Origin of the sequence: Rathayibacter festucae DSM 15932, assembly GCF_004011135.1 — a bacterium.
GTDB classification, from domain to species: domain Bacteria; phylum Actinomycetota; class Actinomycetes; order Actinomycetales; family Microbacteriaceae; genus Rathayibacter; species Rathayibacter festucae.
This window is the reverse complement of sequence record NZ_CP028137.1, coordinates 4,136,479-4,159,461: the sequence shown is the minus strand read 5'-3', so window position 1 is coordinate 4,159,461 and position 22,983 is coordinate 4,136,479. Positions and strand designations below refer to the sequence as shown.

Sequence of the window (22,983 nt, the reverse complement as noted above, 5' to 3'; positions counted from 1 at the left end):
TCAGCTCCTGTCCTGGTCGGCGGCGGGGACGGCGGCGTGGTCTGCGGCGTGGCGGATCAGCCGGTCGAGCGCGTCCGCGGCGGCGCGGGCGAACTCCGGATCGTTGACGTCGAGCGGGGAGTCGAGGACCTCGACCGCGGAGCCGGCGACCGCGGCGAGCACCGCGTCGACCAGCGCGGCATCGGCCTCGGCGTCAGCGAAGACGGCGCCCGGCACGCCGATCGCCGAGAGCCCGCCCCTCGGCACGGCCAGCACGGTCGGCCCCTCGGCCGCGGCGAGCTTGCGGCCGATCAGACCGCCCAGCTCGGCGCTCTCGTCGGCGGTGGTGCGCATCAGCGTCACCGTCGGGTTGTGCACGAAGAACCGCCGCTGCGCGAAGCGCTCCGGGACGCCGTCCCGCGGGCCGAAGTTGACCATGTCCAGCGCTCCGAGGCTGACGACCTGCGGGACGCCGGCGCGCCCGGCCGCCTCGAGCCGGTCGGGGCCGGCCGTCAGAACGCCGCCGACCAGCTCGTCCGCGAGCTCGGTGGTGGTGAGGTCGAGCACCCCCGCGAGGTGCCCCGAGCGGGCCAGGGCCTCGACGGCCCGGCCGCCGGAGCCGGTGGCGTGGAAGACGAGGACCTCGTAGCCGAGCTCGTCGAGGCGGGCGCGGGCCACGTCGACGGCGGCGGTCGTCACTCCGAACATGGTGGCCGCGACGAGCGGACGGCCGGACTCGTCCGCGGGCTGCTCGCGCCGGGCGGCGTGCGCGGCGGCCATCCCCGCGATGCCGCCGGCGGCGTTGTCGAGGACCTCGCGGGAGAGGCTGTTGATGCCGGCGATGTCGACGACGCTGTAGGTCATCGTCACGTCGCTCGCGCCGACGTAGGGGGCGACGTCGCCCGCCGCCATCGTCGAGACGAGCATCTTCGGCAGCCCGATCGGCAGGTCGCGCACGGCGCGGGCGGCGATGGACGAGCCGCCGCTGCCGGCGAGGGCCAGGACGCCGTCGAGACCGCCGTCGCTCCGGAGGCGCTCGAGGACGACGGCGGCGCCCTCGCCCATCGCGGTCATGGCGGCCCCGCGATCGCCGCGGGAGCGCAGCTCCTCGAGCTCGGCGCCCGCGGCGCGGGCGGTCTCGGCGGCGGTGACGTCGGGAGCGACGGCCGCTCCGGAGTGGGCGCCGACGCCCACGTCGACGAGCACCACCTCGACGCCGAGGTCGCGCAGACGGGCGGCCGTCCAGGCGTACTCGGCGCCCTTGGTGTCGAGGGTGCCCACGAGGGCCACCCGGGGTGCGGGTCTCCGGGGTGCTGGCGTCATCGCGGCTCTCCTCCTCCTGGCCGGATCGCTCCGGTCCACGTCGTCGTGGTGCGCCGGGCCCGCCCAGCGACTGTCCCATGATGACGCGCATTTTGAAACGTGTCAAACAGCAGTTCCGCGGCTATGCTGGCGCTCGATTGAAACGTGTCAGAGTCGAGACGCTCACCAAGAGGAGTGCTCGCCCAGCAGGAACGAGGCACCCCGGTGGCCATCCCCTCCTCCCCCCGCATCGAGCACCACCGTGCGGCGCTCGGCATCGGCGAGCGCCGACCCCGCCTCTCCTGGACGAGCCTCGCCGGCGACGACTGGCGCCAGGAGTCGTACGAGCTCGAGCGCGTCGACGCCGCCGGCGACGTGCAGCGCCGCCGCGTCGGCTCCGCCGAGTCGGTCCTCGTGCCGTGGCCGTTCGCTCCGCTGACGAGCCGGGAGCGGGTCGAGGTCCGGGTGCGCGTCTTCGGCCGCGGTGAGGACGACGCCCCCTGGAGCCGCCCGACCGCCGTCGAAGCCGGGCTGCTGGAGCCGCAGGACTGGAGCGCGGTGCCCGTCGGCGCCGCCTGGACGGAGGATCCGGAGTCGGACCGGCGCCCGCCGCTGGTGCGCCGCTCCTTCACAGTCGAAGGCGAGGTCGCCTCCGCGCGCCTCTACCTCAGCGCCCACGGACTGTACGAGGTCGAGCTCAACGGCGCCCGCGTCGGCGACGACACCCTCGCGCCCGGCTGGACGGCCTACGCCGACCGCCTCCGCTACGCCACCCACGACGTCACCGACGCCCTCGTCCCCGGCGAGAACGCGCTCGGCTCCTGGCTCGGCGACGGCTGGTACCGCGGCCGGCTGGGCTGGCGCGGCGGCTTCCGGAACCTCTACGGCACCGACCTCTCCCTGATCGCGCAGCTCGAGATCGTCTACGCCGACGGCCGGCGCGAGACCGTCGCGACCGACCCGTCCTGGCGCGCTGCGCCCGGCCCGATCCTCTTCTCCGGCAACTACGACGGCGAGGTGCACGACGCGCGCGAGGAGCGGGACGGCTGGTCCTCCCCCGGCTTCGACGACGCCGACTGGACGCCCGTCGCGGTGGCGGAGCGCGATCCGGCGACCCTCGTCGCGCCGCAGGGCCCGCCGGTGCGCTGCACCGAGGAGGTGCGCCCCGTCGCCGTGCTGCGCACCCCGAGCGGCCGGAGCGTGCTCGACCTCGGGCAGAACCTCGTCGGCCGGATGCGGATCCGGCTGAGCGGGCCGCGCGGGGCGACCGTCACCCTCCGCACCGCCGAGATCATGCAGGAGGGCGAGCTCTACACCCGGCCGCTGCGCGACGCCCGCTCCACCGACGTCTACACGCTGGCGGGCCGCGCCCGGGAGGAGTGGGAGCCGCGCTTCACCTTCCACGGCTTCCGCTTCGTCGAGGTCGAGGGCTGGCCGGGAGACCTCGAGGCGGCGGTGGCCGCGGGGGACGTCGTCGCGCGCGTCCTGCACACCGACTTCGAGCGGACCGGCTGGTTCGCCTGCTCCGATCCGCTGGTCGAGCGGCTGCACGAGAACGTGCTGTGGAGCATGCGCGGCAACATGGTGGACATCCCCACCGACTGCCCGCAGCGCGACGAGCGGGTCGGCTGGACCGGCGACATCCAGGTCTTCGCGCCGACCGCGTCGTTCCTCTTCGACGTCTCCGGGATGCTCTCGTCCTGGCTCCGCGACGTGGCCGCCGAGCAGCTGCCCGACGGCACCGTGCCCTGGTACGTCCCGGTGATCCCCGCGCACGCGATGTGGACGCCGATCCGCCCCGGCGCGGCCTGGGGCGACGCCGCGGTCCTCGTGCCGTGGACGCTGTACGAGCGCTTCGGCGATGCGGGGGTGCTGGCGGTGCAGTACGACAGTGCGAAGGCCTGGGTGGAGCTCGTCGAGCGGCTCGCCGGGCCGTCGCGGCTCTGGGACGAGGGCTTCCAGCTGGGCGACTGGCTCGATCCGGACGCTCCTCCCCAGGACCCGGCAGACGCGAAGACCGACCGCTACCTGGTCGCCACGGCCTACTTCGCGCAGTCCGCCCGGCGGCTCGGGCAGACCGCCCGCGTGCTCGGCCGCGAGCAGGACGCCGACCGCTTCCTCGCGCTGGCCGCCGAGGTCCGGGCCGCCTTCGTCGAGCGCTATGTCGAGCCGGACGGACGGATGGTGAGCGACGCGCAGACCGCGTACGCGCTCGCCCTCGAGTTCGAGCTGCTGCCGGAGTCGCTGCGCGCCGCCGCGGGGGCCCGCCTGGCCGAGCTGGTCGCGTCCGCCGGCAACCGGATCTCGACCGGCTTCGTCGGCACGCCGATCGTCTCGGACGCGCTCTCGGGCACCGGCGGGATCGACCGCGCCTACGCGCTGCTGCTCGAGCGCGAGTGCCCGTCCTGGCTGTACCCGGTGACCCAGGGCGCGACGACGATCTGGGAGCGCTGGGACAGCCAGCTCCCCGACGGCACGGTGAATCCGGGGACGATGACCTCGTTCAACCACTACGCGCTCGGGGCGGTCGCCGACTGGCTGCACCGGGTGGTCGCGGGTCTCGCGCCGGCGGAGCCGGGCTACCGCTCGATCCTGTTCCGGCCGCGCCCGGGCGGCGGGCTCACCTCGGCGAGCGCCGCCCACCTCACGCCCTACGGCCGCGCCTCCATCGCATGGACCCTCGTCGACGGCGAGCTGCGCGTCGAGGTCGAGGTGCCGGTGGGCGCCACCGCGGTGCTCGACCTCGAGGGCGCGGAGCCGCGCCCCCTCGGGCCGGGACGGCATGCGGCCGTGGTCGCGGCCGGCGCGGCGGTCGCGGCGGCGCTCTGAGCGGCCGCCCGGTCGCGGGCCGGCACGGGAGCATCGAGACCCGGGGTGTGCGGGCGGATGATCGGCTGACCTGTGTCCTGACCGGGGTGGATCTCGATACGCCCGCTGCGCGGGCTACTCGATCAGCATGAATCCGACCGGGGCGAGGTGCGGGATCCACGAGACGCCCGCACACATGCTGGTCGAGTAGCCCCGAAGGGGCGTATCGAGACCCGCCGTCACCAGCAGGGCGGGACTGCGGACTCAGGTGCTGACGGCGGTGATCTGGCGCCGAGGAGCGGCGCTCAGCAGTTGCGGGAGACGAAGCTCAGCGCACTGAGTGCGCTGGCGTGCCAGCCCTGCTGGCCCTCGTGCTGGCTGTAGGTGAGTGTGCTCCCCGACGGGAAGGTGCGGAACGTGAAGGTGTCGACGAGACCCCCGCTCGGATCGTAGGACGAAGTCTCCTCGTCCCGCCGGAAGGGCTCCGCGAGCGTCCCCCTGCCGGCTCCCGGCCGCCCACCCGGCGAGGAGATCGCGGCGGGCTCGACGCTGAAGCCGACGGTGGACCAGTAGTTGACCAGCCAGGAGAACCCAGAAGTACTGTTGGAGGTGAGGTTCTGGATCGAGAGCCGGACATCGGTCGGGTCGAACGGTCGTCCGTCCGCGCCGACGAACTCGAAGGTCAGCGTCTGCGCATCGGACCCCGGCGAGGGCGTGTCCGTGATCGGTCCCGAGCGGCGTTGATTCAGCATCAGCGGCCCGGCCGGGTAGTTGCGGACAACCTTCTCGGTCAGGGACCCCGGCTGGAAGCTGCCGATCCAGCGGCTGCCGTCCCGCGTGAGGTTGAAGTCCTGGCCCTCGGTCTCGGTGGTGGTGCCGGGCGCGAGGACGGAGGTGATCCGGACCGTCGAGAGCACCCCGGCGGGCGAGACGGCCGTGAGCACTGTGGGGTTGCTCGCGACCTTCGGCGGGGTGAACATCGTCGTGCTGACGCAGGAGGCGGGCGACGCCGCGGCGAACGGCGCCGCGACCGCCCCGCTGACGACGGGGATGCTCCACGCCGCGCTCGCGGCGATGCTCCGCCTGGTGGGGCCGGTCGGGTCCGACGGGTGCTGCGACATGGTGGATCCGTTCGGGAGAGCGACAGGGAGCGCGCGGGGGGCGGACCCGTCGACCTCGGCAGGATAGAAGCCGCGAGCTCCCGGTGCCGACGTCCCCTCACGCCCTGGCGCGCGGAGCAGGGTCCGTCCGCGCGCCGCCCCCTCCCCTCACTCCCCGTCGGCGAAGTCCGTGCTGCGGCTGAGCCCCTCCCACGCGTCCACGTCGGAGCGGAGGGCGTCGAGTGCCGCGCGGAAGGCGTCGGAGGCGTCGTTGCCCAGCAGCAGGATCGACGGCGGGGCGTCCGACTCCACGGCCTCGATCAGCGCGGTCGCCGCCTTCGCCGGGTCGCCCTTCTGGGTGCCGTGCACGGTGTCGTGCTCCTTGCGGCGCTTGCCCGCCGTCTCGGCGTAGTCGGCGATCGGCTGCGACGACTGGGTGAGCGAGCGGCCGGCGAAGTCGGTGCGGAAGCCGCCCGGCTCGACCGAGAACGCGCGGATGCCCAGCGGCGCGACCTCCTTGCGCAGCGACTCGGTGAGCGCCTCGATCGCGGCCTTGACCGCCGCGTAGTAGCCGGAGCCCTCCGGCGAGATGCGGGCGCCGATCGAGGACAGGTTGACGATCACTCCGGAGCGGCGCTCGCGCATCCCGGGCAGCACCGCCTTGATCGTGCGCACCGTGCCGAAGAGGTGGGTGTCGAAGAGCTGCTGCACCGCCGCCTCCTCGCCCTCCTCGACGGCCGCGCGGTAGCCGTAGCCCGCGTTGTTGACGAGCACGTCGATCCCGCCGAAGCGCTCCTCGGCGGCGTCGACCGCGGCGGCGACCTGCCCGTCGTCGGTGACGTCGAGCGCGAGGGCGAGCGCGGAGTCGGGGTGCGCCTCCGCGATGTCGCGCACGGACTCGACGTCGCGCGCGGTGACGACGACGCGGTCGCCGTGGGCGAGGACGGCGGTCGCGAGCGCGCGGCCGAGTCCGGTGGAGCAGCCGGTGATGAGCCAGGTGGTCATGGCGGTCCTTCTTCCTCGAGGTGCCCGCGGACGGCGCGGGCGGGGACCATTCCACCGCCGTTCGCCTTCCCGGGACAGGGGTGGACGCGTGAGAGGGTGGTCCGGTGTCCACAGTGAGCGTGCCGACGCCGCGCTCGGGGGTGCGGACGCGGCGATTCCGGCGCCTCGCGCGCCTCGGCTTCGCCGTCAACGGCGTCGTGCACCTGCTGATCGGCGGCCTCTCGCTGCGGGTGGCGTTCGGCGACGAGACGACGCAGGAGGCGGATCCGTCCGGCGCGATCGCGCGCCTGGCCGAGTCGCCGGCCGGCCTCGTCGTCGTCTGGGCTGCGCTGGTCGCGCTCGTCGCCCTCGGACTCTGGCAGTTCACCTTCCAGAGCCGCTCGAGCGATCCGAGCCGCGCGAAACGCTGGGGGCGGCGGATCGTCGAGTCGGGCAAGGGCTTCGCCTCGCTCGCGCTGGCCGGGACGACGCTGGTGTTCGCGCTCGGCGGGTCGACGAGCTCCTCCGCGACCATCCGCGCGATCAGCACCGACCTGCTGGCCCGCCCGGCCGGATCGATCGTGCTGACGATCGTCGGTGGGATCGTCCTGGGCAGCGGGATCGGCTTCCTCGCCATCGGCGTGCGGCGCGGCTTCCGCAAGCTGGTGCGCATCCCGGCGGGGCGCCGCGGCCTGGCCGTGTTGACCCTCGGCGCTGCCGGCTACGTCTCGAAGGGGATCGCCCTCGGCATCGCCGGCGGCCTCTTCGTCGTCGCGGCGATCACCGGCGACGCCCGGCGGGCGACCGGGCTCGACGGCGCCCTGCGCTTCCTCGACGTCCCGCCCTACGGGACCATCGCGCTCACCGTCATCGGCGCCGGCCTCGTGATGTACGGCGGCTTCCTGGTCGCGCGCGCGAAGCTCGCCCGGCTCTGAGGGCCCGGGCTCAGCCCGCGGACTCGGCCGGAGGGAGCTTCTTCGCGTAGCAGCGGGTCGCCGGCTCGTCGCCCCAGTAGCCGAAGCCGGGGATCGGGTCGTAGCCCGAGCTGCTGTAGAGCGCCATCGCCTCGGGCTGCTCGATGCCGGTGACGAGGCGGAGCAGCGTCACGCCGTGGCGGACGGCCAGCTCCTCGACTCCCGCGAGGAGGAGGCGGCTGTAGCCGCGGCCGCGCGCCGCCTCCGTCACGAACATCCGCTTGATCTCTCCGACCTCGCCCTCGGCTGCGAGGGCGACGCAGCCGACGACCTCGGCACCGACGTGCAGCAGCAGCGCCGGCGCGTCCGCGGGCGGCCTCGGCCCGGGGTCGTCCCCGCCGTAGCGCCGCATGATCTCGGCCTCCTGCACGGCGAACAGCCGCCCCGCCACCGCATCCGCGGCCGTCGTCTCGACCAGCCGCTCCTCGTCTGCACCCACGCCCCTCACGCTCCCATCGCTCCCCGCGAGATGCCACTTGTGCACGCGACACGCCGAGGAAAGCGTGCACAAGTGGCATCTCGCGGAGGGTCAGCAGACGTCGGAGCGGAACTGGAGGCCGGTGAGGAAGACGGTGTGCCAGCCCTGCCTGCCCTCGTGCTGGGTGTAGGTGAGCGTGCTCCCGGAGGGGAAGACGTCGAAGACGAAGATGTCCTTCTTGAAGAACGTGATGGTCCCGTCGTCTCCTCCCACGCGACGGTACGGGTCGGCGAGCGTGCCGGCACCGGTCCCCGCGAAGATCGGGTCCTGGACGATCTCGGTCGGCGCGACGCTGAAGCCCATCGCGTCCCAGTGATCCGGAACCCAGGCCTGACGATCCTGCGAGGTGAAATCGAAGAACTCGAGCTGGAGACCGGCCGGATCGAACAGCCGCCCCTGCGAATCGAAGAACTGGAAGGTCAGAGTCTGCGAGTCGGACCCCGGGCTGGGGAAGGTCGTGATCGGACCCTCGCGCCGCTGATTCAGGACCAGCGCGCTTCTCGGCGCGGAGTCCCCGTACTGTGCCTCGGTGCTCTCGAGGGCGGTGTCCCCGATCCCCCCTCCCCATGCGGATCCGCTCTGAGTCAGGTTGAAGCTCCGCCCCTGCGTCGTCGTCGTGGTTCCGGGAGCGAGCACCGAGGTGATCCGCACGGTGGACACGGCGCCGGAGGAGCTGGGTGCCAGGAGCACCGCGGTGTCGCCGCCGGCGTTCCTGGTCCGCGCGAAGTCGACCGCGCTGTCGCAGAGGGCGGCGGTGGAGGCGGCAGCGAGAGGCGCCGCGATCACCGCGGCGGCGACGGGAGCGCTCCACACCGCCGCTGCGCTCACGGTTCGGCGGGACGGTCCGGGCGTGGGGGTGGAGGACGGGGACACGGCGGTCCTTTCGATGAAGAGGCGGAGTGCGCCTCGGTTCGGTGGAGTGGTAGCGCTGTCATGGCGCTGTGCGGCCAGCCAAGCGCACCTCCTCCGCCGCGAGCAGTCCCCCGTCCGCGCCACACCCCGGTGGCCCCCTCCGCGAGATGCCACTTGCGTACGCGACACGCCGAGGAAAGCGTGCACAAGTGGCATCTCGCGGGAGGGGACGAGGGCGCGCGGGTCAGGCGTAGTGGGCGGCGACCTCGGCGAGGCACTCGCGGAAGACGCGGACGGCGGGCGAGGCGAGCTGGGCCTCGCGCTGCGCCGTGAAGATGGTGCGGCGCGGGCGGCCGGGCAGCTCGAGCAGGCGGCAGTCGGGCTCGCCGCCGGCCCAGACCAGGTCGGGCATCAGCGCGACCGCGTTGCCCGACGCGGCGAGGCGGATCTGCGCCTGCAGGTCGGCGGTCTCGAAGCGCACGTCGGGCTCGAAGCCGGCGACCCGGCAGGTCTGCTCGGCGAAGTGCCGACTGGCGGTGCCGCGCGGCTCCATCACCCAGGCGGCGTCGCGCGCGCTCTGCAGGTCGCGCACGGCGGAGTCGCGGCGGACCGCGAGCCGGATCGCATCGGTCGTGAGGTCGCTGCGCACCAGGCCCGGCAGCCAGGACACGGAGTGGCCCGGGTACTGCTCGGCGACGACGAGGTCGAACTCGCGCGCCCAGGAGGTCTCGTGCAGCGCCCCCTCCGGCTCGCGCTGCACCATCTCGACCCGCACCTCGGGCGCCCGCTCGGCGATCGAGCGCAGCGCGCCCGGCATCAGCGCGAGCGCCGCGGACTGGAAGACCGCGACCCGGACCCGCCCGGTGACCGACTCCCCCGACGCGGCGAGCGCCGCCTCCGCCCGCTCGAGCAGCGCCAGCACCTCGCCGGCCGCCGCGACCAGGATCTCGGCCTGCGGAGTGAGCTGCACCCGCCGCCCGACCTTGCGCAGCAGCTCGACGCCGGTCTCGCGCTCGAGCACGGTCAGCTGCTGCGAGACCGCGGAGGGACTGTAGGCGAGGGCCTCCGCGGCGGCGGCGAGCGTGCCGCGGATGGCGACCTCGCGCAGCAGCACCAGGCGGCGGACGTCGAGCACGGGCGACCTCGATTCGGTGCAGAGGATCAGTAAGCAGGGGTGACCGGTACCGGTAAGGAACGGTCGCTTCTGCTCAACGGTACCCCGGTCGGATACTGACGTCATGACGGATCTCGCCGCGCCTGCCCGCTCCACCGGTCCCTCCTCCGACGACGCCGCCGGCCACGCCGGTCACGCCGGTCCCTCCCCGGACAGCGTCGACCCCGGCCTCGTCGACGCGAGCGTCGCGCTGGTGCGCCAGTGGCTGCGCGACGCCGCCGACGTCCCGGTCGACGCCTCCGGCGCCCAACTCGCCGGCGTGCTGAAGGACCCCACCGGCCTCGACTTCACGGTCGGCTTCGTCGACGGCGTGGTCCGCCCCGAGGACACGAAGGTCGCCGCCGCGGCGCTGCGCTCGATCGCCGGCGGCGTCCCGCGCTTCCTGCCCGCGCCGATGCGCGGCGCGGTCGCCCTCGGCGGCGCGGTGGCCCCGCTGCTCCCCGACGTCGTCGTGCCGATCGCGCGCCGGGTGCTGCGGCAGATGGTCGGCCACCTCATCATCGACGCGACCGACTCGCGCCTCGGCCCGGCGATCGCGAAGATCCGCCGCGACGGCGTCCGGCTGAACATGAACCTGCTCGGCGAGGCGGTCCTCGGCCGCAAGGAGGCACAGCGCCGCCTCGAGGGCACCCACCGCCTGCTCGCGCGCGACGACGTCGACTACGTCTCGATCAAGGTCTCCTCCACCGTCGCCCCGCACAACCCGTGGGCGTTCGACGCCGCGGTCGACGACATCGTCGAGGAGCTCGCTCCGCTCTTCACCCGCGCGGCCGCCGCGACGCCGCAGAAGTTCGTGAACCTCGACATGGAGGAGTACAAGGACCTCGACCTCACCATCGCGGTCTTCACCCGCCTGCTCGACCGGCCCGAGTTCCTCGGCCTCGAGGCGGGCATCGTGCTGCAGGCCTACCTGCCCGACGCGCTCTCCGCGATGATCCGGCTGCAGGAATGGAGCGCCGCGCGCCGGTCCCGCGGCGGCGCCGGCATCAAGGTGCGCCTGGTCAAGGGCGCGAACCTGCCGATGGAGCAGGTCGAGGCGTCCGTGCACGGCTGGCCGCTGGCGACCTGGTCGACGAAGCAGGACTCGGACACCAACTACAAGCGCGTGATCGATTACGCGCTGCACCCGGACCGGATCCGGAACGTGCGGGTCGGCGTCGCCGGCCACAACCTCTTCGACGTCGCCTACTCCTGGCTGCTGGCCGGCGAGCGCGGCGTCCGCGAGGGGATCGAGTACGAGATGCTGCTCGGCATGGCGCAGGGCCAGGCGGAGGCGGTGCGCCGCACGGTCGGCTCGCTGCTGCTCTACACGCCGGTCGTCTCGCCCGCCGAGTTCGACGTCGCGATCGCCTACCTGATCCGCCGGCTCGAGGAGGGCGCGTCGAGCGACAACTTCATGTCGGCCGTGTTCGAGCTCGAGGCGCAGCCCGCGCTGTTCGCCCGCGAGGAGGCCCGCTTCCGCGCCTCCGTCAGCGCGCTCGACGGCGCGGTGCCGCCCGCGCACCGGGTCGCCGACCGCTTCGCCGCCTCGGGCCGCCCCGGCTTCGGCGACTTCCGCAGCACCCCGGACACCGACCCGTCCGTCGCGGCGAACCGCGCCTGGGCCGACGAGATCCTCGCCCGCGTGTCCGGCTCCCGCGCCGGTGTCGACGCGATCGAGGCAGCGACGATCAGCACCCGCGAGGAGCTGGAGGCGGCCCTCGCCGCGACCCGCGCCGCCGGCTCCGCGTGGGGCGCCCTGCCCGCCGACGAGCGGGCGCGCATCCTGCACCGCGCCGGCGACGAGCTCGAGGCGCGCCGCGGCGAGCTGCTCGAGGTGATGGCCGCCGAGGCCGGCAAGACGATCGACCAGGGCGACCCGGAGGTGTCCGAGGCGATCGACTTCGCGCACTACTACGCCGAGCGGGCCCGCGAGCTCGACTCGGTGGACGGGGCGGTCTTCCACCCCGCGCAGCTGACGCTGGTCGCTCCGCCGTGGAACTTCCCGGTCGCGATCCCCGCGGGCGGCGCGCTCGCCGCGCTGGCCGCCGGCTCGGCCGCGGTGCTGAAGCCCGCCGGGCCGACCGCGCGCTGCGGCGCCGTGCTGGCCGAGGCGCTCTGGGCCGCCGGCGTGCCGCGCGAGGCGCTGCTGCTGCTCCGCCTGCCCGAGGAGGAGCTCGGCGCCGACCTCGTCGCGCACCCCTCGGTGGACCGGGTGATCCTCACCGGGGCCTACGAGACGGCCGAGCTGTTCCGCTCGTTCCGGCACGACCTGCCGCTGCTCGCCGAGACCAGCGGCAAGAACGCGATCATCGTCACGCCCTCCGCCGACCTCGACCTCGCGGTGAAGGACGTCGTCTCGAGCGCCTTCGGCCACGCCGGCCAGAAGTGCTCGGCCGCGTCCCTCGTCGTGCTGGTCGGCTCGGTCGCGCGCTCCCAGCGCTTCCGCGCGCAGCTGCTCGACGCGGTCGACTCGCTCACCGTCGGCCTGCCGACCGACCCGGCGACCCGGATGGGGCCGGTGATCGAGCCCGCCGCGGGCAAGCTGCTGCGCGGGCTCACGACCCTCGGCGAGGGCGAGCGCTGGCTGCTGCAGCCGCGCGCGCTGGACGACAGCGGGATGCTGTGGAGCCCGGGCGTCCGCGACGGCGTGCGCCGCGGCTCCGAGTACCACCGCACCGAGTACTTCGGCCCGATCCTCGGGATCATGACCGCGGCGACGCTCGAGGACGCGATCGCGCTCGTCAACGAGGTCGACTACGGCCTCACCTCCGGGCTGCACGCGCTCGACCCGGCCGAGATCGGCACCTGGCTGGGCGGGATCCAGGCCGGCAACCTCTACGTCAACCGCGGCATCACCGGCGCGATCGTCGAGCGCCAGCCGTTCGGCGGCTGGAAGAAGTCGGCGGTCGGACCGGGCACCAAGGCCGGCGGGCCGGACTACCTGCTGGGCCTGGGGTCGTGGAGTTCGGCGCCGTCGACCGCCACCACCGCGGTCGAGGACCCGCGCGTCGGCCGGCTCGTCGCCGCCGCCCGCGCGGAGCTGTCGCCCGCGGAAGCCGACGCCGTCGAGCGGACGGCCCTCAGCGCGGCGCAGGCTCTGGCCGCGGGCGCAGCCCGGGACGTCACCGGGCTGGCCGCCGAGCGCAACGTGTTCCGGCACCTGCCGTACGACGCCCCGGTGCTGATCCGCCTCGCGGACGGCGAGCCGGTGGGCTCGCTCGCGCAGGTCGTCGTCGCCGCGGCGACCGCGGGCACCCGGGTGGCGGTCTCGAGCGCGACGGCGCTGCCTCCGCAGCTCGTCTCCGCCATCGCGTCGGGAGCGTCGGCTGTCGCCGTCGAGGACGAGGCCGCCTTCGCGGCACGGGTCCGCGAGCACGGCGCCGGCCGGGTGCGCCTGCTCGGCACCGACGCCTCCTCGGTGACGTCCGTCACCGGCGGCCGCCCCGACCTCGCCGTCTACGCCGGCGAGGCCACCGAGTCCGGCCGCCTGGAGCTGCTCCCGTTCCTCCGCGAGCAGGCCGTCTCGATCACCGCCCACCGCTTCGGCACCTCGGACCACCTGACGGACGCCCTGCTCTGACCCCCCTCCCCCGCGAGATGCCACTTGTGCACGCTTTTCACGGCGTGTCGCGTGCACAAGTGGCATCTCGCGGGAGGGGAGGGGGACGTGGGTCAGAACAGGCCGCGCGGCGACTCCACGGAGGCGAGGACGCCGGGCGCCGCCACGATCGTCAGCCGCGCGACCTCGTCCGCCGTCAGCTCCGGCAGGCGCTGGGCGAGGTCGAGGAAGCGCTCGACCTCCGCGTCCTCGAGCACGTCGGCGGCGAGGGTGCGGAACTTCGCGACGTACTGCTCGCGCGTGAACGGGTGCGCGCCGAGCGGGTGCGCGTCCGCCACCGCGATCTCGTCCACGATCGTCGTGCCGTCGGTGAGCAGGATCTCGACGCGCGCGCCGAACGCCTTCTCCGCCGGATCGGTCGAGTGGTAGCGGCGGGTCCACTCCGCGTCCTCCTCCGTCGTCGTGCGCTGCCAGAGCGCGACGGTGTCGGGGCGGGCGGCGCGCTCGGGGGCGTAGCTGCGCTCGTGGTGCCAGGCGCCGTCCTGCAGCGCGACCGCGAAGATGTACGGCACGGAGTGGTCGAGCGTCTCGCGGGACGCCGTCGGGTCGTACTTCTGCGGGTCGTTCGCGCCGGAGCCGATCACGTAGTGGGTGTGGTGCGAGGTGTGCAGGACGATCCGCTCGACGCGCTCGGGATCGGCGGCCTCGGGGTGCGCATGGTGCAGGCGGCGCGCCAGGTCGATCAGCGCCTGCGCCTGGTACTCGGCCGAGTGCTCCTTCGTGTAGGTGTCGAGGATCGCGCGCTTGGCCTCGCCGGCGTCGGGCAGCGGCACGTCGTAGGACGCGTCGGGGCCGTCGAGCAGCCAGGCGATCACGCCGTCCTCGCCCTCGTAGATCGGCGACGGGCTGGTCTCGCCGCGCATCGCCCGGTCGACGGCCTCGATCGCGGCCTTGCCGGCGAAGGCCGGGGCGTACGCCTTCCAGCTCGAGATCTCGCCCTTGCGCGACTGCCGGGTGGCGGTGGTGGTGTGCAGCGCCTGGGCGATCGCCTGCTCGATCACGGCGACGTCGAGGCCGAGCATCGTGCCGAGTCCGGCCGCGGCCGAGGGGCCGAGGTGCGCGACGTGGTCGATCTTGTGCCGGTGCAGGCTGATCGCGCGGACGAGGTCGACCTGCACCTCGTAGCCGGTGACGATGCCGCGGACCAGCCGGGCGCCGTCGATGCCCGCGTGCTGGGCGACGGCGACCAGCGGCGGGATGTTGTCCCCGGGGTGCGAGTACTCGGCCGCGAGGAAGGTGTCGTGGTAGTCGAGCTCGCGGACCGCGACGCCGTTCGCCCAGGCGGCCCACTCGGGCGAGACGCGGCGGCCCGGATCGACGCCGAACACCGTCGCGCCCTCGCCGCCGATGGAGGCGGGGTGCGCCAGCGCCTGCGAGCGCGCGGCGACGACGGGGCGGCGCACCAGCGACGCGGCGGCGACGGCGGCGTTGTCGATGACGCGGTTGACGACCATCTCGGCCACCTCGGCCTCGACCTCGACGGGATCGGCGGCGACCTCGGCCAGGGCGTGGGCGAGCTGCCCGTGGCGCGGGAGGTCCTCGTCGCTGCGGTGGACGCGGACGTGGTGTTCGTGCACGGGGGCTCCTTCGGCTCGTCCCTGCCAATCTAGCGGCGGGGCCGCCGGGCAGACTGTCGGCATGACCGCCACCCGCGTGGCCGCGTTCGACTGCGGCACCAACTCCCTCCGGCTCCTGATCGCGGACGTCGAGGACGGCCGCCTCGTCGACGTCCTCCGCCGCACCGAGCTCGTCCGGCTCGGCCACGGCGTGGACCGCACCGGCCGCTTCGACCCGGAGGCGCTCGCGCGGACCCTCGCCGTGACCCGCGACTACGCGGAGCTGGTCCGCGAGGCCGGGGCCGAGCGCGTCCGCTTCGTCGCCACCTCGGCGACCCGCGACGCGGCCGACCGCGAGGACTTCCTCGGCGCGGTCGAGCGGATCATCGGCGTCCGCCCCGAGACGATCAGCGGCGAGGAGGAGGCGGCCCTCTCCTTCCGCGGCGCGCTCTCGGCCGTCGACGCGCCCCGGCCCGTCCTGGTCGTGGACCTCGGCGGCGGCTCGACGGAGCTGGTGCTCGGCGGAGCGGACCCCGAGCAGGCGCACTCGATGGACGTCGGCAGCGTCCGGCTCACCGAGCGCCACCGCGCCGGCGGCGGCACGCCGACCGCGGAGCAGCGCGCCGCGATCCGCGCCGACGTCCGCCGCGCACTGGCCGCCTCTCCCGTCGACCTCTCGGCCGCGCGCAGTGTCGTCGGCGTCGCGGCGACGGTCCTGACGGTGACCGCGCACGTCCTCCGCCTCGAGACCTACGACCGCGACGCGCTCGAGGCGACCCTGCCGATCCGCGACGTCCTCGCCGCCTGCGACGAGCTCGCCGCGCTCTCCCCCGCCGAGACGGCCGCGCTCCCCTACGTCCGCGCCGGCCGCGAGGACGTCCTCGGCGCCGGCGCCGCGATCTGGTCCGAGGTCCTCCGCGCCGTCCAGGACGCCTCCCCGGGTGTCACGTCGGTCACGACCACGGCCCACGACATCCTCGACGGCCTGGCCTTGCACCTCTGATCCCCGCCGCGAGATGCCAGTTGGGTACCCCTTCCTCGGCGTGTCGCGTACCCAAGTGGCATCTCGCGGGGAGGGTCAGCGCGTGAGGGTGCTGCCGGAGTCGTGGGGGAGGCGGGCGGCGGCGATCAGGGGGACGAGGGTCAGCACGGCCAGCGTCAGGAAGGCGAAGCGGTAGGGGACGAGACCGGGACCGAACGCGGAGCCCGCGGCCAGCGCGATGCCGCCCGCGGCGACGCCGAAGCCCGCGGCGATCTGCTGGGTCGTCGCGCTGAGGGTGTTCGCGCCGGACATCCCCTCGGGCGCCACCTCGGCGAAGGTGACCGTGTTGTAGGCGGTGAAGCCGGCCGAGCGCGCGACCCCGCTGAGCACCAGCAGCGCCACGATCGCCGGGATCGGCACGTCCGGATCGAGGAACGCCATCGCGACCATGCAGGCGATGCCGACGACGTTCGCCGCGACGAGCACCCCGCGGAAGCCGACCGTGTGCAGGAGCCAGGTCGTCGCCGGCTTGATCGCCAGATTGCCGACGAAGAGCGCGAGCACGATCGAGCCGGCCTGCACCGCGTTCCAGCCGAACGCGTCCTGGAAGAGCAGCGGCAGCAGGAACGGCACCGCGTTGATCGTCGCCCGGTAGAGCGAGCCGCTCGCGTTCGCCACCCGGAACGTGGAGAAGCGGAAGGCGTCCAGCGGCACCAGCGGGTGCGGCGTGCGGCGCAGGTGCCGCACCGCGACGGCGGTGACGAGCACGCCGGTCACGGCCAGACCGAGCGCGACGGTGTCCGAGCCGCTGCCGGTCACGAAGCCGGTCGCGCCGACCAGCGCGCCGAGGCCGACCGCGACCAGGAGCAGGCCGACGACGTCCAGCGGAGGCGGTGCGGCCTCGACGCCGGCCGGGATGATCCGCCGCGCGATCACGAAGGCGACGACGCCCAGCGGCAGGTTGATCAGGAAGATCCAGTGCCAGGAGGCGTAGGTCGTCAGCAGTCCGCCGACGAAGGGCGCGAGGATCGGCGCGACCAGCCCCGGCCAGACCAGGATCGCGATGGCGCGGATGATCCCCTCCCGCGGCGTCACGCGCAGCACCGCGAGCCGGCCGACCGGCACCATCAGCGCGCCGCCGACGCCCTGCAGCACGCGGGCCGCCACGAGCAGCGGCAGAGTCGGGCTGAGCGCGCAGAGCAGCGAGGCGAGAGTGAACACCGCGATCGCGGTCGTGAAGACCCGGCGCACGCCGAAGCGCTCGCTCAGCCAGCCGGAGGCGGGGATCAGCACCGCGACGGTCAGCAGGAACGCGGTGACGGTGATCGCGACGGCGGCGGAGTCGACGCCCAGGTCGGCGCCGATCGCGGGCGCCGCGGTGGTGACGATCGTCGCGTCCAGGTTCTCCATGAAGAAGCAGCCCGCGACGAGGAGGGCGATCGCGCGCTGACGGCGGGGATCCAGGGCGGGCCTCCTGCGGGGACGGGTGCGGCGGGGCGGGCGCCGGGACGACAAGGGCGAGCGTAGCGCGCGGCCCGGCACGACTCGGCCCGGTACCGTCGAGGGCATGAGCGACTCCGAGAACCGCACCGTCCAGCTCCGCCGCTACGAGCTCGTCGACGGGGTGATGGACGACTTCCTGGCCTGGTACCGGGCGAAGATCGTCCCCGCCCGCGCCGCGCACGGCTTCACGATCGAGTTCGCCTTCGCCGACCGCGAGGTGAACGAGTTCGTCTGGGCCGTCAGCACCCCCGGCGACGCGGAGGCGTTCGCCGAGATCGAGAAGGCCTACCTCGCCTCCCCCGAGCGCGAGGCCGCCTTCGCCGGCGAGCCGACCCGCGTGGCCGTGCACCACGTCCGGCTCGTCGAGCGCATCGTCTGACCGGGGCGGGGCGGCTCCCGGGAGCCGCCCCGGACCTCAGCTCCGGGCGCGGCGTGCGACGGCGAGGACGGCCCGGAGCGCGAGCGAGCCGACGGCGACCGACGCGACCGTGCCGAAGAGCCGCCAGCCGACGTGCTTCGGCGAGTCGAGCCCGGCGCGGTCCTTCGGCGAGGCCAGCGCGGCCGGCGGCAGGGTGCGGCCGTTGGCGCCCGCCTCCGCCATGTGCGCGAGCCGGCGGAGCGTCTCGATGTTGCGCACCCAGAGGAACGAGTGCAGCAGCGGCTTCGGGATGAGCGTGCCCGGCCCCTTCACCGCGGTCTCGTGGATGCGGACCCGGCAGCCGTCGCGGTGCGGCTCGACCTCGAGGCGGACGCGCGCCTCGCCCATCGGCCAGCCGGCCGCCTGGATGATGAAGCGGCTCGACGGGTCCCACTCGAGGACCGTCGTCTCGTCGTCGATCACCACCGGCCAGACTCCGAAGGAGTGGTGCAGCTTCGAGCCGACGTGCGGCCAGTCGCGGCCGACCCGGCGCATCCGGGACGAGCCGACGACCCAGGAGGGGAAGAGCCAGCCGGACGCGAAGACGGCGAAGACGGACTCGGGCGGGCAGTGGAAGACGCGGGTGTTGCGGGACATCGCGGGCTCCTTCGAGGCTCAGGCGGAACGCGGGCGGGTCGTGCCGCCCGCGTCTCAGCGTGCCAGATCCGCCGCGTCCCCCTGGTCCGGCCCCGCCGACCCGGCCGCCTGCCGGGCGGGATCGGGCGAGGGCGAGGGCGCCAGATCAGGCGCCTGCCGGATCCCGAACTCGTGCCGGAGCGCGCTGCGAGCGGCGTGCCAGCCGGCCATCCCGTGCACGCCCGGGCCGGGCGGCGTCGAGGACGAGCAGAGGTAGAGCCCCTTCGCGGGAGTGCGCCACGGATCGGAGGAGGGGATCGGCCGCGAGAGCAGCTGCGCGACGCTCGCCGCTCCGGCCGCGATGTCGCCGCCGATGTAGTTCGGGTTCCAGGCCTGCATGTCGCGGGCCGTCATCGAGGAAACGGCGAGGACGCGGTCGCGGAAGCCCGGGGCGAAGCGCTCGATCTGCGCGGTGATCGCCTCGCGCTGGTGCGCCGGCGAGTCGCGCGGCACGTGCGTGTACGCCCAGAGGACCTGCTTGCCCTCCGGCGCGCGGGTCGGGTCCAGCACGGAGGGCTGCGCGACCAGCACGTACGGGTTCTCGCTGTGGCGGCCCTGGACGACGTCGCGCTCGGCCGCGGCGATCTCGGCGCGGGTGCCGCCGACGTGCAGGGTGCCGGCCCCCGCGAGCTCCGGATCGGTCCAGGGGACGGGTCCGTCGAGCGCGAAGTCGACCTTGGCGACGCCGTTGCCGTAGCGGAACATCCCCAGAGCGGAGGCGTAGGGGCCGGGCAGGCGGTCGCCGGCGAGCGCGAGCAGCGCCCTCGGCGTGAGATCGAGCAGCACGGCCCGCGCGCTCGGCAGCTGCGAGAGCGAGGTGATCTCTACCCCGGTCTCGATGGTGCCGCCGTGGGCGCGGAGGTCGTCCGCCATCGCGTCGACGATCGCCTGGCTGCCGCCGACCGGCACCGGCCAGCCGCGCGCGTGCGCGTAGGAACCGAGCGCGAGCGCCGCGGCGGCCGTGGACAGGCTCGGCATCGGCCGGATCGCGTGCGCCGCGACGCCCGCGAACATGGCGGGCGCGACCTCCTCGCGGAACCGCGCGTTCCAGAGCGGCGAGCCCTGCTCGAGCACGCGCAGCCCGAAGCGGAGCAGCACCGAGGGGTCGGTCGGGATCTTCAGCAGGGCGTCGTTGGTGAAGCCCGCGACGCGGTCCGCGCGCTCGGCGAGCGGACCCATCAGCGAGCGCCAGGCCGCACCGTCGCGCCCGAGCGCCGCGGCGGTCCGCTCGAGGTCGCGGTAGGCGATGCCCGACCGTCCGCCGTCGAGCGGGTGCGCGTAGGAGATCTCGGGCAGCCGCAGGTCGATCCGCCGGTCGAGCTGGAACCGGCGGAAGAACCCGGAGGCGAGCGCCATCGGGTGCACGGCCGAGCCGATGTCGTGGTGGAAGCCGGGCAGCGTCAGCTCGGCGGTCCGGGCGCCGCCGCCCAGGGTCTCGTTGCGCTCGTAGACCGCGACCGAGAGCCCGGCGCGGGCGAGGGTGACCGCGGCGGAGAGCCCGTTGGGGCCGGAGCCGACGACGACGGCGTCGACCACGTCACTTCCTCCGCAGGGCCGCGACCGCGCCGACCAGGCCGGCCGCGCCGAGCACGGCCGCGCCGGCGTAGCTCGCCGCGCGGTGGCGGATCATCCAGATCTGCGGCGTCATCGTGTGCGCGCGGTCGCTGAAGAGGCCGCGGGCGCCGTGGTCGCCGGGGACCGGCTCGTAGACGTTGTTCGGGAGCATCGGCTCCTTCTTGTCCGGCGCCTGCTGGCCGTCGAAGGCGCTGCGGGCCAGGTACCAGTCCATGAAGGCGCCGGCGAAGCGGTCGCCCAGGATGGTGCCCGCGGTCGGCTCGCCGACCCAGGTGCGCCGGCGCGGCTTGTCGGCGACGTCGGCGATCGCGATCGCGCCGACCTCGGGCTCGTAGATCGGCGGCACCGGCTGCGGGTGGTGCGGCAGCTGCGACTTCACCCAGTTGAACTGGATGGTGTTGAGCGCCGGCATGTCGACCTCGGAGAGCTTGATCCTGCTCTTGGAGTGCAGCAGCTCGGCGGTGACCGCCTCGGTGAAGCCGCGAGCGCCGAACTTCGAGGCGCAGTAGGCGGCCTGGAGCGGGATGCCCCGGTGCGCGAGCGCCGAGCCGACCTGGATGACGTGGCCGCGGCCGCGCGGGGTCATCCGCGAGAGCGCCGCGCGGGTGCCGTTGACGAAGCCGAAGAAGTTGACCGCGACGGCGCGCTCGAAGTCGGCCGGGTCCGTCGAGAGGAACTCGCCGAAGACGCCGACCATCGCGTCGTTGACCCAGAGCTCGATCGGCCCGAGCTCGGCCTCGATGCGGTCGGCGGCCGACTCGACCGCCTCGCGGTCGGCGACGTCGGTCGGGATCGTCAGACCGCGGCGGCCGGCCTGCTCGATCTCGGCCAGCGTGGCCGCGAGACCGTCCTCGCCGCGGGCGAGCACGGCGACGTCCCAGCCGCGGGAGGCCAGCTCGCGGACGGTGGCGCGGCCGAGGCCGGCGGTGCCACCGGTGACGACGGCGACGCCGCGGCTCACGCGCGGGCTCCGTGGGCGGGGGTGCGGGGGTTCTGCGTCATGGTCGAGCTCCTTCGTGAGGGCGCCGGAGGCGGCTTGCTGCTCCTCCACGGTAGGCGGCTCCGGAGGCGCGCCGCGCGGGGTTGCGCACGATCGGTGGGAGCATCGCAGGACGAGCGCCTGGGGAGGAGCCTCGGCCACCTCCCGATCCGTCCAGCGGACATCCAGACCGCACCCAGACGTCGGCGCCAGACTGACCGCCGCCGCGCCTCGCGCGACCCCGCCCCTCGACGACCGGATCGACCCATGAACGCACTCCTCGGGCTCAGCCTCGTCTCCGGGCCGGTGGTGGTCGCTGTCTACGCGGTGTCGGGTCTCGCCCTGCTCCTGCTCGTCCTCGCCTTCGCGCGCTCCGCCCGCCGCGGTCGCCGCCGCCGCCTGGTGCTTGCAGCGGCCGTCCTGCTCCTGGGCTTGCTCGGCGGGTGGGCGCTCGGCGGACTGCTCGGCGGCACCGGCGGACTCTTCGGGGTCGACTTCACCCCTGTCACACGGGTGTGGATCGGGCTCGGTCTGGGCGGACTCGCCGTGGCGCTGATCGTCCTGGTGCACGCCCTCGTCCGCCGGCGCGGCCGGCGGGTGCTGGCCGCCGCGCTCGTCGGCGTCCTCGTCGTCGCGACCGCGGCGATGACCGTCAACATCGACTTCGGCCAGTATCCGACCGTCCGCAGCCTCCTGGGCATCAGCGCCTACCCGACCGTGGCCGATCCGATCCCGACGCCCGCCGGCGAGCACGCCTCGCTCGACAGCTGGACCGCCCCCGCCGGGATGCCGACCGCGGGCAGCGTCACCAACGTGGCGATCCCCGCCACGAAGTCCGGCTTCCCCGCCCGGGACGCCGTCGTCTACCTCCCGCCGGCCGCCCTGACCGAGGACCCGCCGCTGCTGCCCGTGATGATGATGCTCTCCGGCCAGCCCGGCTCGCCGTCCGACCCGCTCGCGGTCGAGCACCTCCAGCAGACCCTGGACACCTACGCGGCCGCGCACGCCGGCCTCGCCCCGATCGTCGTCTCGCCCGACCAGCTCGGCGACCCGACCGCGAACCCGATGTGCATCGACTCGCCGCTCGGGAACTCCGCGACCTACCTCACCGTCGACGTGCCGAACTGGATCCGCGCCAACCTCCCCGTCCTCGGCGACGCGCAGCACTGGGCGATCGGCGGGCTCTCGCAGGGCGGCACCTGCGCGATCCAGCTCGGCGCCGGCTACCCGCAGCTCTTCGGCAACATCGTCGACGCGTCCGGCGAGCTCGCCCCGACACTCGGCGACGACGCGACCACGATCCAGCAGGGCTTCGGCGGCGACGCGGCGGCCTACGAGGCGGCCAAGCCCGCGGCGATCCTCGCGAAGAACGCGCCCTACAAGGACTCCTTCGCGGTCTTCGGCGTCGGCGCGAACGACACCTCGTTCCTCGCCGGGGTGCAGACCCTGCACGCCGCCGCGCAGGCCGCCGGGATGGACACCGCCTACCTCGAGGTGCCGGACAGCGCGCACGACGCGACGGCGTGGTCGACGACGTTCGACAAGGGCGTCGAGCTGCTGACGGCGCGCTGGAACCTGGTCCCCGCGTCCTAGCGAGCGGAGGGGGCGCCTCCGGCGATCACCTCGCGGGCAGGGGGAAGCGCATGCTGATCGAGTAGGCCGCGCAGCGGACGTATCGAGATCCACCAGCGTCAGAAGCTGAGTCTGCAGACCCGCCCTGCTGACGACGGCGGGTCTCGATACGCCCCTGCGGGGCTACTCGACCAGCATGAAGCGGCGGGCATGCACAACCTGTCTTGCCCGGAACGCATGCTGATCGAGTAGGCCGCGCAGCGGACGTATCGAGACCCACCTGCGTCAGAAGCTGAGTCTGCAGACCCGCCCTGCTGGGGACGGCGGGTCTCGATACGCCCCTGCCGGGCTACTCGACCAGCATGAAGCGGCGGGCATGCACAACTCGTCTTGCGCGGAACGCATGCTGATCGAGTAGGCCGCGCAGCGGACGTATCGAGATCCACCTGCGTCAGAAGCTGAGTCTGCAGACCCGCCCTGCTGACGACGGCGGGTCTCGATACGCCCCTT

17 protein-coding genes are annotated in these 22,983 nt (G+C 74.2%); 6 read left to right on the top strand and 11 right to left on the bottom strand.

Annotated features, from left to right (window positions below; genetic code table 11):
* Positions 1 to 1,302, bottom strand: coding sequence for a Tm-1-like ATP-binding domain-containing protein (locus tag C1I64_RS18895; RefSeq protein ID WP_127888285.1), 1,302 nt, complete (start codon positions 1,300 to 1,302; stop codon positions 1 to 3).
* A gap of 204 nt (positions 1,303 to 1,506) precedes the next feature.
* Here C1I64_RS18895 and C1I64_RS18890 point away from each other — a divergent pair, with 204 nt between their 5' ends.
* Complete coding sequence (locus C1I64_RS18890; protein WP_127888284.1) at positions 1,507 to 4,110, top strand: alpha-L-rhamnosidase; 2,604 nt, start codon at positions 1,507 to 1,509, stop codon at positions 4,108 to 4,110.
* A gap of 284 nt (positions 4,111 to 4,394) precedes the next feature.
* Here C1I64_RS18890 and C1I64_RS18885 read toward each other — a convergent pair whose 3' ends face one another.
* Together C1I64_RS18885 and C1I64_RS18880 are read right to left on the bottom strand one after the other, a co-directional pair.
* A complete protein-coding gene (locus C1I64_RS18885; RefSeq protein ID WP_127888283.1) occupies positions 4,395 to 5,210 on the bottom strand; it encodes a hypothetical protein in 816 nt (271 codons plus the stop codon).
* A 147-nt stretch (positions 5,211 to 5,357) separates the two neighbouring features.
* Positions 5,358 to 6,194, bottom strand: a complete 837-nt coding sequence (locus C1I64_RS18880; RefSeq protein ID WP_127888282.1) for an oxidoreductase — start codon at positions 6,192 to 6,194, stop codon at positions 5,358 to 5,360.
* A 104-nt stretch (positions 6,195 to 6,298) separates the two neighbouring features.
* On the opposite strand from C1I64_RS18880, the gene C1I64_RS18875 reads away from it, so the two are divergent.
* Positions 6,299 to 7,108: a DUF1206 domain-containing protein gene (locus C1I64_RS18875; RefSeq protein ID WP_127888281.1), complete on the top strand. Its 810-nt coding sequence runs from the start codon at positions 6,299 to 6,301 to the stop codon at positions 7,106 to 7,108.
* Positions 7,109 to 7,118: 10 nt separating this feature from the next.
* Here the strand turns inward: C1I64_RS18875 and C1I64_RS18870 are convergent, their stop codons facing one another.
* The 3 genes from C1I64_RS18870 to C1I64_RS18860 form a co-directional block, all read right to left on the bottom strand.
* Complete coding sequence (locus tag C1I64_RS18870) at positions 7,119 to 7,586, bottom strand: GNAT family N-acetyltransferase (protein ID WP_127888280.1); 468 nt, start codon at positions 7,584 to 7,586, stop codon at positions 7,119 to 7,121.
* A 90-nt stretch (positions 7,587 to 7,676) separates the two neighbouring features.
* Positions 7,677 to 8,453 carry a hypothetical protein gene (locus tag C1I64_RS18865; RefSeq protein ID WP_127888279.1) on the bottom strand — a complete coding sequence of 259 codons (777 nt, stop codon included), beginning with the start codon at positions 8,451 to 8,453 and terminating at the stop codon, positions 7,677 to 7,679.
* Positions 8,454 to 8,721: 268 nt separating this feature from the next.
* A complete protein-coding gene (locus C1I64_RS18860) occupies positions 8,722 to 9,612 on the bottom strand; it encodes a LysR substrate-binding domain-containing protein (RefSeq protein ID WP_127888278.1) in 891 nt (296 codons plus the stop codon).
* Between the two features lie 103 nt (positions 9,613 to 9,715).
* Between C1I64_RS18860 and C1I64_RS18855 the strand changes: the two genes are divergently transcribed.
* Positions 9,716 to 13,213 (top strand): bifunctional proline dehydrogenase/L-glutamate gamma-semialdehyde dehydrogenase, encoded by a 3,498-nt coding sequence (locus C1I64_RS18855; RefSeq protein ID WP_127888277.1) that lies wholly within the window; start codon positions 9,716 to 9,718, stop codon positions 13,211 to 13,213.
* A gap of 92 nt (positions 13,214 to 13,305) precedes the next feature.
* On the opposite strand, the gene C1I64_RS18850 is transcribed toward C1I64_RS18855, so the two are convergent.
* Positions 13,306 to 14,829 (bottom strand): MmgE/PrpD family protein, encoded by a 1,524-nt coding sequence (locus C1I64_RS18850; RefSeq protein ID WP_244209536.1) that lies wholly within the window; start codon positions 14,827 to 14,829, stop codon positions 13,306 to 13,308.
* Positions 14,830 to 14,890: 61 nt separating this feature from the next.
* Between C1I64_RS18850 and C1I64_RS18845 the strand changes: the two genes are divergently transcribed.
* Positions 14,891 to 15,811, top strand: a complete 921-nt coding sequence (locus tag C1I64_RS18845; RefSeq protein WP_127888275.1) for a Ppx/GppA phosphatase family protein — start codon at positions 14,891 to 14,893, stop codon at positions 15,809 to 15,811.
* Between the two features lie 75 nt (positions 15,812 to 15,886).
* On the opposite strand, the gene C1I64_RS18840 is transcribed toward C1I64_RS18845, so the two are convergent.
* Positions 15,887 to 17,305, bottom strand: coding sequence for an MFS transporter (locus tag C1I64_RS18840; RefSeq protein WP_244209535.1), 1,419 nt, complete (start codon positions 17,303 to 17,305; stop codon positions 15,887 to 15,889).
* 52 nt (positions 17,306 to 17,357) lie between these two features.
* Between C1I64_RS18840 and C1I64_RS18835 the strand changes: the two genes are divergently transcribed.
* Complete coding sequence (locus tag C1I64_RS18835) at positions 17,358 to 17,672, top strand: NIPSNAP family protein (RefSeq protein WP_123444696.1); 315 nt, start codon at positions 17,358 to 17,360, stop codon at positions 17,670 to 17,672.
* Positions 17,673 to 17,708: 36 nt separating this feature from the next.
* Here the strand turns inward: C1I64_RS18835 and C1I64_RS18830 are convergent, their stop codons facing one another.
* The 3 genes from C1I64_RS18830 to C1I64_RS18820 are packed head-to-tail and all read right to left on the bottom strand — an operon-like array spanning position 17,709 to position 20,883.
* On the bottom strand, positions 17,709 to 18,308 hold the full coding sequence (locus C1I64_RS18830; protein ID WP_127888273.1) for an SRPBCC family protein: 600 nt from the start codon (positions 18,306 to 18,308) through the stop codon (positions 17,709 to 17,711).
* A 54-nt stretch (positions 18,309 to 18,362) separates the two neighbouring features.
* Positions 18,363 to 19,883 (bottom strand): phytoene desaturase family protein, encoded by a 1,521-nt coding sequence (locus C1I64_RS18825; protein WP_127888272.1) that lies wholly within the window; start codon positions 19,881 to 19,883, stop codon positions 18,363 to 18,365.
* Between the two features lies 1 nt (position 19,884).
* A complete protein-coding gene (locus C1I64_RS18820) occupies positions 19,885 to 20,883 on the bottom strand; it encodes an SDR family oxidoreductase (RefSeq protein ID WP_123734762.1) in 999 nt (332 codons plus the stop codon).
* A 285-nt stretch (positions 20,884 to 21,168) separates the two neighbouring features.
* Here C1I64_RS18820 and C1I64_RS18815 point away from each other — a divergent pair, with 285 nt between their 5' ends.
* The gene (locus tag C1I64_RS18815; protein WP_127888271.1) at positions 21,169 to 22,494 is read left to right on the top strand and encodes an alpha/beta hydrolase; all 1,326 of its coding nucleotides are present in this window, start codon (positions 21,169 to 21,171) and stop codon (positions 22,492 to 22,494) included.
* Positions 22,495 to 22,983: the final 489 nt, after the last annotated feature.